The sequence below is a fragment of the Dechloromonas sp. CZR5 genome (assembly GCF_008711155.1).
Classification (GTDB): Bacteria; Pseudomonadota; Gammaproteobacteria; order Burkholderiales; family Rhodocyclaceae; genus Azonexus.
The window spans coordinates 267,502-281,023 of record NZ_VUYQ01000001.1; the positions used below are offsets into that span (position 1 = coordinate 267,502).

Here is a 13,522-nt window from a genome sequence, read left to right on the forward strand (position 1 = left end):
CTCATGGCCAACAGCTAACCACGATGAAATGTCCTTTCTGCGGTGCGGAAGACACGGCGGTCGCCGATACCCGTCTGAACGACGAGGGTGATGTCGTCCGTCGCCGCCGGAAGTGCAATGCCTGCGACAAGCGCTTCACGACCTACGAGCGTGCCGAAATTCAGTTGCCGCAGGTGGTCAAGAAAAATGGCCTGCGTACCGAGTTTCAACGGGCCAAGCTGCGCGCCAGCCTGGAACTGGCGCTGCGCAAGCGCCCGGTTTCCATTGAATCGGTCGATGCCGCCGTCGCCGATATCGAGGAAATGCTGCTGTCGGCCGGCGAGCGTGAAGTCAGTACCCAGCAATTGGGCGAGCTGGTCATGCGCGAGCTGAAGAAGCTCGACAAGGTGGCCTACATCCGCTTTGCTTCGGTGTACCGCAATTTCGAAGACGTGGATGCCTTCTCCCGCGCCATCCGCGAAGTTTCACCCGCCGCCAAGAAAAAATGAGCTTTACTGCCGTCGATCACGGCATGATGGCCCGCGCCCTGCAACTTGCCGAGCGCGGCCTGTGGACGACATCGCCCAATCCGCGGGTCGGCTGCGTGCTGGTTCGCGACGGTGATGTTGTCGGCGAGGGCTGGCATGAGAAGGCCGGCGAGCCGCATGCCGAAGTCCATGCCTTGCGCGTGGCGGGCGATAAGGCTAAAGGGGCCACCGCTTATGTGACCCTGGAGCCGTGCAGCCATTACGGTCGTACGCCGCCTTGCGCCGAGGCGCTGATTACCGCTGGCGTGTCACGTGTCGTGGCGGCGATGACCGATCCCAATCCGCTGGTCGCCGGCAAGGGCCTGGCTCTGTTTCAGGCCGCCGGGATCGAAACGGCCAGTGGCCTGCTCGAAAACGAGGCGCGTGAATTGAACATCGGCTTCGTCTCGCGCATGACCCGTGGCCGTCCCTGGTTGCGGTTGAAGGTGGCGGCCAGCCTCGATGGCAAGACGGCATTGAACAATGGCGTCAGCCAGTGGATTACCAGTCCCGATGCGCGCCGTGACGGCCATGCTTGGCGGGCGCGGGCCTGTGCGGTTCTGACCGGTATCGGCACGGTGCGCGACGACGATCCGCAATTGAACGTCCGTGACGTCGAAACATCCCGCCAGCCCTTGCGTGTCGTCGTCGATAGCAGGCTGGAAACGCCGCTCGCCGCGCGCATTCTGCAAGGTGGTCCCACCCTGATTGCCGGGGCGGTCGACAATGCCGGGAAAGTCGAACAGTTGCGTGCGGCAGGCGCCGACGTGTTGATCCTGCCCAATCCGTCCGGCAAGGTCGATCTGGCGGCCTTGCTCGCCGCGCTGGCCGAGCGCGGCATCAACGAGGTGCACGCCGAAGCCGGCTTCAAGCTGAATGGTTCGTTGCTGCGCGAAGGCCTGGTTGATGAGGTGCTGCTTTACCTGGCGCCGTGCCTGATCGGCCACGAGGCCAGCGGCCTGTTCAACCTGCCGGAACTGGCTACGCTAGACGGCAAGCGCCGTCTGCAGATTCGCGATCTGCGTCAGGTCGGGGCAGATATCCGGGTGCTTGCCCGTCCTTTGTAGGCCCGCAAACCGTACAGCCGCTATCTTTCTTGAAGCGGATGGTACGCCATTCCATCTCCAGAGCATCGAGCAGCAATAGCCGGCCGTTCAGCGATTCACCGATGCCAGCCGCCAGCTTGAGCGCCTCCGCGGCCTGCATGGTGCCGACGATGCCAGTCAGCGGCGCGAAAACCCCCATGACCGCGCAACGTACTTCCTCGACGTCCTCTCCCTCCGGAAACAGGCAGTGGTAGCACGGCGAGTCGTCCTGGCGCAGGTCGTAGACGCTGATCTGGCCGTCGAAACGAATGGCAGCGCCAGAAACCAGCGGCTTCTTGTGATGCACGCAGGCCCGATTGATGGCATGCCGTGTCGCGAAGTTGTCAGTGCAGTCGAGCACGAGGTCCGCGGTGGCAACGAGAGCATCCAGCGCAGCCCCGGAAAGACGTTGCTGCAAGGGCACGATATTGATTTCCGGATTGATCGCCTGCAGCGCCTGCTTGCCGGATTCGGCCTTGGCCATGCCGACACGGGCCTGGGTATGCAGGATTTGCCGCTGCAAATTGGTGAAATCGACCGTGTCGTCATCGACCAGCGTAATCTTGCCGATCCCGGCCGAAGCCAGGTAAAGGGCTGCCGGGGAGCCCAGTCCGCCAGCGCCGATGATCAGTGCGTGGGTGGCCAGAATGCGTTCCTGGCCTTCAATGCCCAAGGCGTCCAGCAGGATGTGGCGGCTGTAGCGAAGTAGCTGGTCGTCGGTCATGGGTGCGTTGGCGGCTTGTGATGGGTTGCTGGCAAGTGAGGCCGTCAACGGCAAACCGGCCGGCAACTACTTGTATTCGCGCCACTCCGGCGGGGTGTCGTCGTGGTCGCCGTGCGGGTGATGCTCCCATGCCTGAACGTAGGCTTCCTGCGAGGAGCGCTTCAGACGGCGTTCCGGGGCATCCATGTTGTGCAGCTGGGTGTCTTCGACGTAATAGATCAATGCGCGGGTGAGCTTGGTGAGCAGGGTGTTGTCGAGGTGATAGCCTTTGTCGACCAGATGCTCGTCGAGTTCGCGCAGGGTGTGCAGCTGCAGGTCGTAACTGACGCCAAGCGAACGCTCCTCGTGCCTGCGCTGAACCTCCAGCGCCTCCAGACGCTGCAGGTCATCGGCTGCCTCGGGGACCTGGCCGGGGGGGAACTTGGAGAACAGGATTTCCCGTTTCTTTTTGAGGTCAGTTCCTGGCATGTTCCCTCCCGATCGGTGAGTGTTACTTCGCCTTATTCTGCATGATCTGCAGGCCCTTGAGAAGATTCAGCGCCTGCTGGAATTGATAGTCGGTTTTGGAGGTGTATTCAAGGCGCTGCGGCAGATCGTCGTCGGCCTCTTCCTTGCTTCCCTTCTCCTTGTCCTTGCCCGACTTGGCCGGTGTCTTGGCTTGCGGCTTCGGTTCGGCCTTGGGGGCTTCCTTCTCGCGGTCATTGTTCAGGTGACGGTCGAGATCGGCTTCGCGGATGCGCATGCTCGATGCCGCGCTGCTCCCGTTGGCGCTCTCCTCGACAACGATGTCCGGGGTGATGCCCTTGGCCTGAATGGAGCGGCCGGCCGGCGTGTAGTAGCGGGCGGTAGTCAGCTTGATTGCCGTATTGCCGGGGAGCGGCAGTACGGACTGCACGGAACCCTTGCCGAACGTTTGGGTGCCCACGACGACGGCGCGTTTGTGGTCCTGCAGCGCGCCAGCGACGATTTCCGACGCCGATGCCGAGCCGCTGTTGACCAAAACGACCATCGGAACATTCTTCGCTTCGATAGGCAGGAGCTTGAGCGGGTCTTCCTTGGTGCCGCGCTGGTAGTCCTGCGGGCGGGCCTTGAATTCCTGCTTGGCATCTTCGGTGCGGCCGTCGGTCGAAACGACCTTCACGTCCGGCGGCAGGAAGGCGGCAGAAACGCCGATGGCACCGTGAAGCAGGCCGCCCGGGTCGTTGCGCAGGTCGAGCACGAGGCCGTTCAGTTTGGTGCCGTCCTTGTACAGACCGGCGACATGCTTGGCCAGTTCGGCAATCGTGTTTTCCTGGAACTGGGTGATGCGCACCCAGCCGTAGCCCGGCTCGACGAGCTTGGATTTGACGCTTTGCACCTTGATGACTTCGCGGATCAGGGTCAGTTCGATGGGCTTGTTTTCACCCTTGCGAATGATCGACAGCTTGATCGGGGTCTTCGGTTTGCCGCGCATTTTCTTGACGGCTTCGGACAGGGTCAGGCCCTTGACCGGCGTTTCGTCGAGCTTGAAGATCAGGTCGCCGGCCTTGACGCCGGCGCGATAGGCCGGGGTGTCCTCGATCGGCGAAACCACCTTGACCAGTCCATCCTCCATGCCGACCTCGATGCCCAGGCCACCGAACTCGCCCTGCGTACCGACCTGCAGGTCCTTGAAGGCATCGGCATCGAGGTAGGTCGAATGGGGGTCGAGGTTGGAGAGCATGCCGGAAATGGCATTGGTGATCATCTTCTTGTCTTCGACCGGCTCGACGTAGCCTTGCTTGATGGCGCTATAAACCTCGGCGAAAGTGCGCAGTTCATCGATGGGGAGGCCTGGCTTCACTTCCTTTTCGGCCAGGGCCGGAATGTGAAGGCTGATGAGGGCTCCGGCGACGAAGGCGCCGACAGTCAGACTGATAGTTTTCGCTTTGTTCATTTCAAACTTGCCCATTTCATCGGGTCGATCGGTTGCCCTTGGTGGCGGAGCTCAAAGTATAAACCGGATTCCGGGTTGCCCCCGCTGTTGCCCACGGTGGCCACGGTTTCTCCGCCCTTTACCTGTTGTCCGACCTGCTTGAGCAGCGATTCGTTATTGCCGTAGATCGACAGATAGGCGTCGCCATGGTCGACAATCAGCAAATTTCCGAAGCCGCGCATCCACTCGGAGAACACCACGCGTCCGCTGGCGATGGCCTTGACGTCGCCGCCGGCGCCGGCCTTGATGAATAATCCTCGCCAAGTGCCGCCTCCTTCACGGGGTGTGCCGAAGCGCCCGGACACGGCGCCGCGCACGGGCAGCCGCAAGTTGCCGCGTAGCCGGGAGAAACTGCCGTCGCTGGCGACCGGTTCGTAGCGATTCTCGGCTTCGGCCTGGCGGGGACGCGACGGTTCGACGGTGGCGGGCGTGCGGGCGGTTTCTCTCTCTTCCGCAGCGGCTGATCGGTGTTTCTCTCTTTGCTGCTGGGCTGCCGCACGAGCCGCTTCGGCTGCCCGGGCTGCTTCGGCCGCCTTGGCGGCCTTGGCCGCTTGCGCGGCCTGGGCAGCCAGGATCTTGGACAGGCGATCGATCAGGTTGGTCAGCCGTTTTTCGTTCTGTTGCAGGTTTCCGATTTCCTTGCGCTGGGCATTGACCTTGCTGGATATCTGCGCGTACAGGTTTTTGCGTTCCTCGCGCTGCTTCTGCAATTCTGCGTGGCGCTTCTGCTGTTCGGCTTCAATCTCGGCCAGTTCCGCGGAGCGCTCCTTGGCGTCGGCGGCAAGGGCTTTTTTCTTGTCCAGCGTGGCGTTGATCTCGCCCATCAATTCGGCGCGGGTGAGGGCAATGGCCGACAGATAGTGCAGGTCGCGAGCTACCTGGTTCGGGTCGTCGCCATTCAGGATCAATTGCAGCGAGTCGGGCGTGCCGCGCAGATATTGTTTGTAGAGCAGCTTCTCCAGCTGGGCCTGTTGCTGGCCGAGCGTGACGCCCAGTTCCTGGGACTGCTGTTCGAGATTTTTCAGTTTGCGCTGCGACTGACTACGTTGCTCGTTGAGCTCGTGCAGTTCGCGCTGGAGTCGGGAGATCTGGCGCTCGGATTCGCGCAGGCGGTCGCCGGCGTCGGCCCGGCTTTCCTCGCTGCTGGATAGCTCCTTGCGCAAGCCTTCGATGCGGCTGCGCAACTCGCCGAGGTCCGCCTGTTTCTCGGCGATTTCCGGTGTCGCAGGAGCCGGGGCCGTCTTGCGTTCGGTTGGTGGTTTGGCTGACGCCGGTCCTGCTGTGGCCAGCATGGCAACGATCAACACCGTCGCCACCCTGATGCAGCTGTGCGCGCAGAGGTGTTTGCCGAACGCCGGATTACCGGAAAACATTGAGATTGATTTCGATTAAGCTAAACGGGAGTCGCTATTTTATAATGTGCCCTTCTCAGCTCACGAGGTTTTATCTTGGAAACGCCGTCCTTTAGTCTGATCGACAAGCAGGAACACATCGAGTTGGCTGCGCGCGCCTTGAAATCGATTGCCCATCCGCTGCGCCTGAAGATTCTGTGCGTCCTGGGCGAACAGGAAGCCTGCGTGCAGGAAATCGTCGATGCGGTGGGTACCTCGCAAAGCAATATTTCACAGCATCTTGCCATCCTGCGCGAGAAAGGCGTGCTGGTGACGCGCAAGGACGCGAACCGCGTTTTTTACCGGGTCGGCGATCAGCGCACATTGCAACTGGTCAGCATGATGCGCGAAGTTTTCTGCGGGACGGAGGGCTGAGCGATGCCGATGGAATTCATTAACCAGAACATCCTGCTCATTTCGCTGGTCGTGGTCAGCGGCTTGTCCCTCCTCTGGCCGGCTTTCGCCCGTCCATCCGGCAACAGCGTGTCGCCGGGTGCCGCGACGCAGCTGATCAACCGCGAGGATGCGCGGATCGTTGATGTTCGGGATGCCGAAGAGTTTGCCGGCGGTCATCTGCCGGATGCCATCAATATTCCGGCCGGCAAACTGGCTGAGCGGGTTGCCGAGCTCGAGAAGTTCAAGGACAAACCGCTCATTGTCTGCTGCGCAGCCGGCATGCGTTCGAGCAAGGCTTGCGGAGAACTCAAGAAGCAAGGTTTCGAGAAGCTCTATAACCTGGCGGGTGGCGTGGATGCCTGGGTTGGCGCCGGTTATCCGATCAAGAAGGCGGGCAAGAAAAAATGAGTGCGCGCGTGCTGATGTACACCACGGCGGTTTGCCCGTATTGCGTGCGTGCCAAGCAGTTGCTGAAGGCGCGGGGCGTGACCGAGATCGACGAGGTGCGTGTCGACATCGATCCCGAGCGGCGCGATGAAATGATGCAGAAAACCCAGCGGCGCACCGTGCCGCAAATCTTCATCGGCGATACCCATGTGGGTGGCTGTGATGACCTCTATGCACTCGATGCGGCCGGCAAATTGAAGCCGCTGCTCGAAAGCTGAACCCAAACGATTCATTTTTCAGAAAGAAAACCATGGAACAAAACGATCAGCCCGTCTTCGGCATTGAAAAGCTCTACGTCAAGGACCTGTCGCTCGAAGTGCCGAACGCGCCGGAGATCTTCCTCGAGCGCGATCAGCCGCAAATCGAAATTCAGCTGAATACCAGCGGCCGCGGTGTCGGCGAGGGTGTTTTTGAAGTGGTGCTGACGGTTACCGTGACCGCCAAGATGGGTGAAAAAACCGTGTTCCTGGTCGAAGTCGGCCAAGCGGGCATCTTCCGCATCCAGAATGTTCCGGAAGAGCAGCTGGAGCCGCTGATCGCCGTTGCCTGCCCGAACATCCTTTTCCCGTATGCCCGCGAAGCCGTTTCCGACGCGGTTTCCCGCGCTGGCTTCCAGCCGATCGTCCTGCAGCCGGTCAATTTCGAAAGCATGTACATGCAACGCCTGCAGCAGGCAGAAGCCGGCGCTTCGGCCGAAGTGCCGATCCAGTAAAGGTGATGGCCATGTGGCGCCGCACGCTTCTCGCTCTTTTGCTGGTCGGTACAGCCGGTGCTGCACAGGCGATCGACTATCGTTCGGTCAGCGTGCCGGCCGCCATTCTCTATGACGCGCCATCCCAGGCCGGCAAGAAGCTGTACCTGATCAAGGCGCAGACGCCGGTCGAAGTGATTGTCCGCCTCGACGGCTGGTTCAAGGTACGCGATGCCGAAGGTACGCTGGCCTGGATCGAAAACAAGAATCTTGCCGATAGGCGCACGCTGGTCGTGACCGCGCCGCGAGCCGAAATTCGCCAGGCGGACAAGCCCGAGGCAGCGATCCTGGCCGAACTCGACAAGTGGGTCGCAGTCGAATTTATCGAGCCTGCTTCGGCGGGTTGGGCGAAGGTCCGCCATCGCGATGGCGCGACGGGCTATATTCGTTCGACACAGGTCTGGGGTCTATGAAGATCACGCTGCTCGGGGCCGGCGCATGGGGTACCGCGCTGGCGATTGCCTTTGCCGGCAAGCATGCGGTGACCCTATGGTCGCGTGAAGAAGACGTGGCGGCGGAGTTGTTGTCCAGCCGCGAAAATCGACGTTTCTTCCCGGGTTATCGGCTACCGGAGTCGGTAGCGGTTTCGACCGACTTTGCCGCGGCCGTAGCCGGAGCGGAGTTGCTGGTCATCGCGACGCCGACTGCCGGGTTGCGGCCGACGGCGGAGCGTCTCAAGGAACTGGGTTGCAGTACGCCGGTTATTTGGGTTTGCAAAGGTTTCGAGGCAGGCAGCGGCAAGCTGCCGCACCAGGTGGTCGGCGAGGTGCTGGGCCAGACGGTGCTTTGCGGTGCTTTGTCCGGACCGAGCTTTGCCGAGGAAGTGGCAGCCGGCCAGCCGACGGCCGTTGCGCTTGCCGCCAACGATCCGGCATTCGCTCGCGAGGCAGCGCGTCAGCTGCATACAACGCGCCTGCGTATCTACGCCAATGACGATCTGATCGGCGTCGAGGTCGGCGGTGCGGTCAAGAACGTGCTGGCAATTGCCACTGGTGTTTGCGACGGCCTCGGTTTGGGCCTGAATTCCCGCGCCGCGCTGATGACCAGAGGGCTGGCCGAAATCGCCCGCCTGGGGCTGGCCTTGGGCGCCGACCGCCAGACCTTCATGGGCCTGGCCGGCATGGGCGACCTGATCCTGACCTGTACCGGCGACCTGTCGCGCAACCGGCGCGTTGGTCTGGCGCTGGCACAGAACAAGTTGCTGCCGCAGATACTGGAGGAGCTGGGGCATGTCGCGGAAGGTGTCTATACCGCGCGCGAAGTTGATCGGCTGTCGAAGACGCTTGCCGTCGATATGCCTATCGGTGTTGCCGTCGCTGCCGTTCTCGACGGCCGTCTGACGGCAGCGCAGGCGGTGGAGCAGCTGATGGCGCGCGACCCGCGCGAAGAGCTGGCTTAGGTCGTTCCGGGGAAGCCAAGCTGCCGCCAGGCTTCGAAGACGGTGACGGCAGCAGCATTGGACAGGTTCAGCGAACGTTGTCCCTCCAGCATGGGCAGGCGCAGGCGGTTTTCCTGGTTGAACTCGGCCATGATCTCGGGCGGCAGGCCGCTGGTCTCCCGCCCGAATACAAAGACATCGTTTTCCAGAAACGTCGTGGTGTAAGGGCTGGCCTTGCCCTTGGTCGTCATGGCGAACAGGCGTCGGCCGGCGAGGGCCTGCTTGCACGCCGCCCAGTCGGCATAGCGCGCGACACGAGCGTACTCGTGGTAATCGAGTCCGGCTCGGCGGCACGACTTGTCGCTGATGTCGAACCCGAGCGGTTCGACCAGATGCAGTTCCGCCCCGGTATTGGCGCACATGCGAATGATGTTGCCGGTATTGGGGGGGATTTCCGGCTGAAAAAGAACGACGGCGAACACGCAGCGATATTCCTGAATTGAGGGTGGCGGATTAAAGCATGAATTCAGTGCTTGAACGCACGGGCCGCGACGGCAACGGTCACCGAGCGGGCTCCATGAATTTTCAGGGTACGGGCACATTCGTTGGCCGTGGCCCCGGTGGTCATCACATCGTCGATCAGCAGCAAGCGCTGCTGGCTGAGGTCGCCCCCGCATTCGAATGCGCCGCGCACATTGCGCAGGCGCTCCTTGTCCGTCAGATCGGCCTGGGAGGGCGTGGCGCGCGTGCGCACAAGCGTTTGAAGGTCGACCGGGAGGTCGAGCAGTGCGCCGAGCGCCTTGGCGATTTCGCCCGCTTGATTGAAGCCGCGCTCGCGCAAGCGATCAACGTGCAGCGGGAGGGGAACTATCCGGTCGCAAGCATGGTCTGTGAGGCTGACTTGCATTTGTGCCGCGAACCATTGGGCGAGTGCCAGCTGATGCCCGTATTTCAGGGCATGAATGACGCGGTCGAGAGGAAAGTCGTAGCGGAATGCCGCGACGGTCCGGTCGAAATGAGGCGGGTCTTTCAGGCAGGCACCGCAGCGTTCCCCATGGGTGGTCCGGTCGGCACAGATGGGGCAGGTTCGGGGTGGCGGCAGTGGAAGGTCGGATCGGCAAGGCGGGCAAATCGCTTCGTTGTTGCTGTCGGCGCCGCAAAGCAGGCAACTGCCCGGCAAGAGCCGGGTGGCTATGCGACGGCTGGCTGCCTTGATAAGAGACGGGTAGGGTAAAATTGACATTCCGATGAACTGTCCGCGATAATTCATAATTACCGATGCGCTTCGCATCTGATTCTTATAGCATTTTCTCACGCAAGGCCTCTCATGCAAGCTAGCTCCCTCGCCGCTGTTTCCTGTGATACCAAGTCCGCGACCAACGGCCGTCGCTGGGCTGTCGAGGATGTTCTCGCCCTCTACGACATGCCGCTGATGGATTTGATCTGGCGTGCCCAGGAAGTGCATCGCGAGCATTTCGATCCGAATGCCATTCAGCGTTCGACCTTGCTGTCGGTCAAGACCGGCGGTTGTTCGGAGGATTGCAGCTATTGCTCGCAGTCGGCGCGCTATGAGACGGATACCGCCCGCGAGCGCCTGATGCCGCTCGACGAAGTCGTCGCTGCCGCCAAGGCCGCCAAGGACAAGGGCGCTTCCCGCTTCTGCATGGGTGCCGCCTGGAAAGGTCCGAAGGACAACGATCTCGACCGCGTGCTGGACATGGTGCGTGAGGTGAAGGCCCTTGGCATGCAGACTTGCGTGACCCTCGGCATGCTCAAGGAAGGCCAGGCGGAAAAGCTCAAGGAAGCCGGTCTCGACTACTACAACCATAACCTGGATACCGACAAGGAGTTCTACGGCCAGGTCATCAAGACCCATACGCACGATGACCGCCTGGATACTCTGGATCAGGTGCGCGATGCCGGCATCAACGTCTGTTCGGGCGGCATTATCGGCATGGGCGAGTCCCGCAAGAACCGTGCGGCCCTGATCGTGCAACTGGCCAACCTGCCGAAGCCGCCGGAGTCCGTGCCGATCAACAATCTGGTCCCGATTCCGGGAACGCCGCTGGCCGACAACCCGCGTCTCGACCCGTTCGAGTTCGTACGCACCATCGCGGCTGCTCGCATCACCATGCCGACCTCCTGGGTGCGTCTGTCGGCCGGCCGCCAGGAGATGAGCGACGAGCTGCAGGCCCTGTGCTTCCTGGCTGGCGCCAACTCGATGTTCTACGGCGATTTTCTGCTGACCACCGGTAATCCGGACATCGAGCGGGACGATGCCTTGTTTGCCCGTTTGGGTATCAAGGCAGTTTGAGTGCTGGCTTCGTCGACCGGCAGCAGGTCGGTCGACGTTTCTCCCGCGTTGCCGGCGCCTATGCCGAGGCCGATTTTTTCGTCCGGGAGGTCGACGGGCGGATGCAGGAGCGTCTGGACTACGTCAGTCTCAAACCGAAACGGATACTCGATCTCGGATGCAGTCGGGGAGGCAGCTTTTCCGCCTTGATGACGCGCTATCCCGATGCGGAGCTGATTGGCCTGGACCTTTCTCCGGCCATGCTGCGCGCCGGGCGTTTGCAGCCGAGCGGATGGCGCCGTTGGTTGGGAGGCGGAAAAAAATCAGACCCCTGGCGTCTCGCGGCAGATGCCGCCCAGCTTCCGTTGGCCGCCCGTTCGACCGCGCTGGTCTGGTCCAATCTCCTGCTGCACTGGCTGGATGATCCGATTCCGGCATTGGCCGAGGCGCATCGGGTTCTGGAGGTCGGCGGACTGCTGATGTTCTCGACGCTGGGTCCGGATACGCTCAAGGAGCTGCGTTCGGCATTCGGTGACGGTTATGCCCACACCCAGCGTTTTGCCGACATGCACGATCTTGGCGATATGCTGGTCGGCTGTGGTTTTGCCGATCCGGTGATGGATATGGAGGTCATCACGCTGACCTACGACGATCTTGATGCGATGCTCACCGAATTGCGAGCTGCCGGTTCGATGTGCGCCATGAAAGATCGCCGCCACGGGCTGACGGGCCGCCAGGCCTGGGCGACGGCGCGTGCCGCCTACGAACGGTTGCGGCAGGACGGCAAGCTTCCTGCCACGTTCGAGATTGTCTATGGCCACGCCTGGAAAGCCGCACCGAAGCAGACGCCCGATGGTCGGGCAATCGTGCGTTTCGACTTGCCGCGCAAGGGCTGAACGTCCGGCGCTTACTCCGGCTTCTGCTTGAAGAATTTGACCGGTTTGGCCGTCGCGAAGCGCGGCACCGGGATGGCCTTGCGGCGGCGCTCCCGAACTCGCCAGCCGAGCAGCAGGGCAACGGCGACCGAGTACCCCAGAGGCCATAGCAAGGCGGTTGCCTTGACCAGCCAGAAGTAATGTACGCAAGCCAGAATACTGATCAGGTAGATGTTGCGATGCAGCTCCTGCCACTTGCGTCCGCCCAGCTTGCGGATAGCCCATTGGTTTGACGTCACCGCCAGCGGTACAAGCAGCACAAACGCTGCGAAGCCGACGGTGACGAAGGGGCGTTTGGCGATATCGCGGGCGATGTCGGTGATTTCGAAGGCATGATCGAAGCCGATGAACGACAGGAAGTGCAAGCCGGCGTAGAAAAAGCAGAACAGACCGAGCATCCGGCGCAGGCGGGTCAGCCAATGCCATCCTGTGATTGTCCGTAGCGGAGTCACGCACAAGGTGATGAGCAGCAGGTTGAAGGTCCAGATGCCGGTCCATCGTTGTACGAACTCGACCGGGTTGGGGCCGAAGTCGCCGGTATAGGCAGCCCAGCCCAGGCGGACGAGGGGCAACAGGCAGATCAGGAAGAGCGCGACCTTGATCCGGGCGAGCTGTCGGGCGTTGGGTGTAGGGGGCATGTCAGAAATGTTTGCGCAGGTCCATGCCAGCATACAGGCTGGCCACTTGTTCCGCATAGCCATTGAAAGGCAGCGTCTTGCGCTTGAAGAACTCGCCCAGGCGACGCTCGTGGCTCTGGCTCCAGCGTCTGTGAGGAACGTCTGGATTAACGTTTGAGTAAAAACCGTATTCTTCCGGACCGGCCTTGGTCCACGTAGTTTCCGGCTGTTTCTCGACGAAGCGGATGCGGACAATCGATTTGGCGCCCTTGAAGCCGTATTTCCAGGGAACGACCAGTCTGATCGGCGCGCCGTTCTGCTTGGGCATTGTCTCACCGTACATGCCGACGGCCAGGATGGTCAGCGGGTGCAATGCTTCATCCAGGCGGATCGCCTCCATGTAGGGCCAGTCGAGGAAGGGAATCCGTGTGAAGGGCATCTGCTCGGGATCGGAGAGCGTCCAGAATTCGACAAACTTGGCGTTGCCGGTGGGTTCGACGCGCTTGAGCAGTTCGCTGAAAGGAAAGCCGGCCCAGGGGATGACGGCGCTCCAGCCTTCAACGCAGCGCATGCGGTAGATGCGTTCCTCCAGGGGAGCCCATTTCAGGATGTCTTCGATGGCGAAAGTTTTCGCTGTTTTGACCTCGCCATCGACAGTGATGCTCCATGGGCGTGTCCGGAGCCGGTGGGCGTGCTTGGCCGGGCTTTCCTTGTCGGGGCCGAATTCATAGAAATTGCCGTAGCCGGTGACCGATTTGAGAGGCGTCGCTTTCTCGTCCGTGAGCGAAAGCGGGCTGCTTTGCAGTTTGCCCAGGCTGGCGCCCGGCACACTGTCCAAGGGGTTTCCGTGAGCCATGCCCAGAGCGCCGGCACCACCGGCCAATAGCAAGGTCTGGATGAATTTCCGGCGCGCGGCGTAGTGTGCAGGGTCGGTGATGTCTGAAGGAGGGATGTCGTGAGGGTGGCGGATCAGCATGTCAGTTCCCGAAAGCGGTGTACTGATTGGTCGGCGATCGACGCAATTTCTTACAGTTGCTTCCGTGTT

Annotated in this window: 18 protein-coding genes; 10 read left to right on the forward strand and 8 right to left on the reverse strand. The window is 61.7% G+C overall.

The genetic code is table 11. From position 1 onward, the window contains the following. Positions 1-23: 23 nt before the first annotated feature. Complete coding sequence (nrdR, locus tag F1002_RS01250) at positions 24-488, forward strand: transcriptional regulator NrdR (RefSeq protein ID WP_150427214.1); 465 nt, start codon at positions 24-26, stop codon at positions 486-488. Next, on the forward strand, positions 485-1,573 hold the full coding sequence (gene ribD, locus F1002_RS01255; RefSeq protein ID WP_150427215.1) for a bifunctional diaminohydroxyphosphoribosylaminopyrimidine deaminase/5-amino-6-(5-phosphoribosylamino)uracil reductase RibD: 1,089 nt from the start codon (positions 485-487) through the stop codon (positions 1,571-1,573). Before nrdR ends, ribD begins: the two co-directional genes overlap by 4 nt. Here ribD and F1002_RS01260 read toward each other — a convergent pair. From F1002_RS01260 to F1002_RS01275, 4 genes are all read right to left on the reverse strand, one after another. After that, positions 1,488-2,315, reverse strand: coding sequence for a molybdopterin-synthase adenylyltransferase MoeB (locus tag F1002_RS01260; RefSeq protein ID WP_223879414.1), 828 nt, complete (start codon positions 2,313-2,315; stop codon positions 1,488-1,490). The genes ribD and F1002_RS01260 overlap by 86 nt on opposite strands. Before the next feature lie 66 nt (positions 2,316-2,381). Continuing rightward, positions 2,382-2,783, reverse strand: a complete 402-nt coding sequence (locus F1002_RS01265) for a hypothetical protein (protein ID WP_150427216.1) — start codon at positions 2,781-2,783, stop codon at positions 2,382-2,384. 22 nt (positions 2,784-2,805) lie between these two features. Then, positions 2,806-4,230 (reverse strand): S41 family peptidase, encoded by a 1,425-nt coding sequence (locus F1002_RS01270; RefSeq protein ID WP_150427217.1) that lies wholly within the window; start codon positions 4,228-4,230, stop codon positions 2,806-2,808. Continuing rightward, a complete protein-coding gene (locus F1002_RS01275; protein ID WP_150427218.1) occupies positions 4,227-5,642 on the reverse strand; it encodes a murein hydrolase activator EnvC in 1,416 nt (471 codons plus the stop codon). The genes F1002_RS01270 and F1002_RS01275 overlap by 4 nt, the downstream gene beginning before the upstream one ends. Before the next feature lie 75 nt (positions 5,643-5,717). Between F1002_RS01275 and F1002_RS01280 the strand changes: the two genes are divergently transcribed. Genes F1002_RS01280 through F1002_RS01305 form a run of 6 tightly spaced genes read left to right on the forward strand, consistent with a single transcriptional unit; the run spans position 5,718 to position 8,653 of the window. Continuing rightward, entirely contained in the window at positions 5,718-6,035 is a 318-nt protein-coding gene (locus F1002_RS01280) for a helix-turn-helix transcriptional regulator (protein ID WP_150427219.1), read from the forward strand. Positions 6,036-6,044: 9 nt separating this feature from the next. Continuing rightward, complete coding sequence (locus tag F1002_RS01285; RefSeq protein ID WP_150427220.1) at positions 6,045-6,464, forward strand: rhodanese-like domain-containing protein; 420 nt, start codon at positions 6,045-6,047, stop codon at positions 6,462-6,464. Beyond that, entirely contained in the window at positions 6,461-6,721 is a 261-nt protein-coding gene (grxC, locus tag F1002_RS01290) for a glutaredoxin 3 (protein ID WP_150427221.1), read from the forward strand. The genes F1002_RS01285 and grxC overlap by 4 nt, the downstream gene beginning before the upstream one ends. 32 nt (positions 6,722-6,753) lie before the next feature. Then, the gene (gene secB, locus F1002_RS01295) at positions 6,754-7,215 is read left to right on the forward strand and encodes a protein-export chaperone SecB (protein WP_150427222.1); all 462 of its coding nucleotides are present in this window, start codon (positions 6,754-6,756) and stop codon (positions 7,213-7,215) included. An 11-nt stretch (positions 7,216-7,226) separates the two neighbouring features. After that, on the forward strand, positions 7,227-7,667 hold the full coding sequence (locus F1002_RS01300; protein ID WP_223879415.1) for an SH3 domain-containing protein: 441 nt from the start codon (positions 7,227-7,229) through the stop codon (positions 7,665-7,667). Beyond that, positions 7,664-8,653 carry an NAD(P)H-dependent glycerol-3-phosphate dehydrogenase gene (locus F1002_RS01305; RefSeq protein WP_150427224.1) on the forward strand — a complete coding sequence of 330 codons (990 nt, stop codon included), beginning with the start codon at positions 7,664-7,666 and terminating at the stop codon, positions 8,651-8,653. Before F1002_RS01300 ends, F1002_RS01305 begins: the two co-directional genes overlap by 4 nt. On the opposite strand, the gene F1002_RS01310 is transcribed toward F1002_RS01305, so the two are convergent. Beyond that, the gene (locus tag F1002_RS01310; RefSeq protein ID WP_150427225.1) at positions 8,650-9,114 is read right to left on the reverse strand and encodes a tRNA (cytidine(34)-2'-O)-methyltransferase; all 465 of its coding nucleotides are present in this window, start codon (positions 9,112-9,114) and stop codon (positions 8,650-8,652) included. The two genes, F1002_RS01305 and F1002_RS01310, sit on opposite strands and share 4 nt — an antisense overlap. 44 nt (positions 9,115-9,158) lie before the next feature. After that, positions 9,159-9,875, reverse strand: coding sequence for a ComF family protein (locus tag F1002_RS01315; protein WP_223879416.1), 717 nt, complete (start codon positions 9,873-9,875; stop codon positions 9,159-9,161). 84 nt (positions 9,876-9,959) lie between these two features. On the opposite strand from F1002_RS01315, the gene bioB reads away from it, so the two are divergent. Then, positions 9,960-10,946: a biotin synthase BioB gene (bioB, locus tag F1002_RS01320; protein ID WP_150427227.1), complete on the forward strand. Its 987-nt coding sequence runs from the start codon at positions 9,960-9,962 to the stop codon at positions 10,944-10,946. After that, the gene (locus F1002_RS01325; RefSeq protein ID WP_150427228.1) at positions 10,943-11,821 is read left to right on the forward strand and encodes a methyltransferase domain-containing protein; all 879 of its coding nucleotides are present in this window, start codon (positions 10,943-10,945) and stop codon (positions 11,819-11,821) included. The genes bioB and F1002_RS01325 overlap by 4 nt, the downstream gene beginning before the upstream one ends. An 11-nt stretch (positions 11,822-11,832) precedes the next feature. Here the strand turns inward: F1002_RS01325 and F1002_RS01330 are convergent, their stop codons facing one another. Together F1002_RS01330 and msrP are read right to left on the reverse strand one after the other, a co-directional pair. Then, positions 11,833-12,498, reverse strand: coding sequence for a sulfite oxidase heme-binding subunit YedZ (locus tag F1002_RS01330; RefSeq protein ID WP_150427229.1), 666 nt, complete (start codon positions 12,496-12,498; stop codon positions 11,833-11,835). A gap of 1 nt (position 12,499) precedes the next feature. Then, on the reverse strand, positions 12,500-13,453 hold the full coding sequence (msrP, locus tag F1002_RS01335) for a protein-methionine-sulfoxide reductase catalytic subunit MsrP (protein WP_150427230.1): 954 nt from the start codon (positions 13,451-13,453) through the stop codon (positions 12,500-12,502). Positions 13,454-13,522: the final 69 nt, after the last annotated feature.

Coding starts and splice junctions, on each gene's coding strand:
- nrdR (WP_150427214.1), top strand. CDS start 24: ATGAAATGTCCTTTCTGCGGTGCGGAAGACACGGCGGTCGCCGATACC.
- ribD (WP_150427215.1), top strand. CDS start 485: ATGAGCTTTACTGCCGTCGATCACGGCATGATGGCCCGCGCCCTGCAA.
- F1002_RS01260 (WP_223879414.1), bottom strand. CDS start 2,315: ATGACCGACGACCAGCTACTTCGCTACAGCCGCCACATCCTGCTGGAC.
- F1002_RS01265 (WP_150427216.1), bottom strand. CDS start 2,783: ATGCCAGGAACTGACCTCAAAAAGAAACGGGAAATCCTGTTCTCCAAG.
- F1002_RS01270 (WP_150427217.1), bottom strand. CDS start 4,230: ATGAACAAAGCGAAAACTATCAGTCTGACTGTCGGCGCCTTCGTCGCC.
- F1002_RS01275 (WP_150427218.1), bottom strand. CDS start 5,642: ATGTTTTCCGGTAATCCGGCGTTCGGCAAACACCTCTGCGCGCACAGC.
- F1002_RS01285 (WP_150427220.1), top strand. CDS start 6,045: ATGGAATTCATTAACCAGAACATCCTGCTCATTTCGCTGGTCGTGGTC.
- grxC (WP_150427221.1), top strand. CDS start 6,461: ATGAGTGCGCGCGTGCTGATGTACACCACGGCGGTTTGCCCGTATTGC.
- secB (WP_150427222.1), top strand. CDS start 6,754: ATGGAACAAAACGATCAGCCCGTCTTCGGCATTGAAAAGCTCTACGTC.
- F1002_RS01300 (WP_223879415.1), top strand. CDS start 7,227: ATGTGGCGCCGCACGCTTCTCGCTCTTTTGCTGGTCGGTACAGCCGGT.
- F1002_RS01305 (WP_150427224.1), top strand. CDS start 7,664: ATGAAGATCACGCTGCTCGGGGCCGGCGCATGGGGTACCGCGCTGGCG.
- F1002_RS01315 (WP_223879416.1), bottom strand. CDS start 9,875: ATGTCAATTTTACCCTACCCGTCTCTTATCAAGGCAGCCAGCCGTCGC.
- bioB (WP_150427227.1), top strand. CDS start 9,960: ATGCAAGCTAGCTCCCTCGCCGCTGTTTCCTGTGATACCAAGTCCGCG.
- F1002_RS01330 (WP_150427229.1), bottom strand. CDS start 12,498: ATGCCCCCTACACCCAACGCCCGACAGCTCGCCCGGATCAAGGTCGCG.
- msrP (WP_150427230.1), bottom strand. CDS start 13,453: ATGCTGATCCGCCACCCTCACGACATCCCTCCTTCAGACATCACCGAC.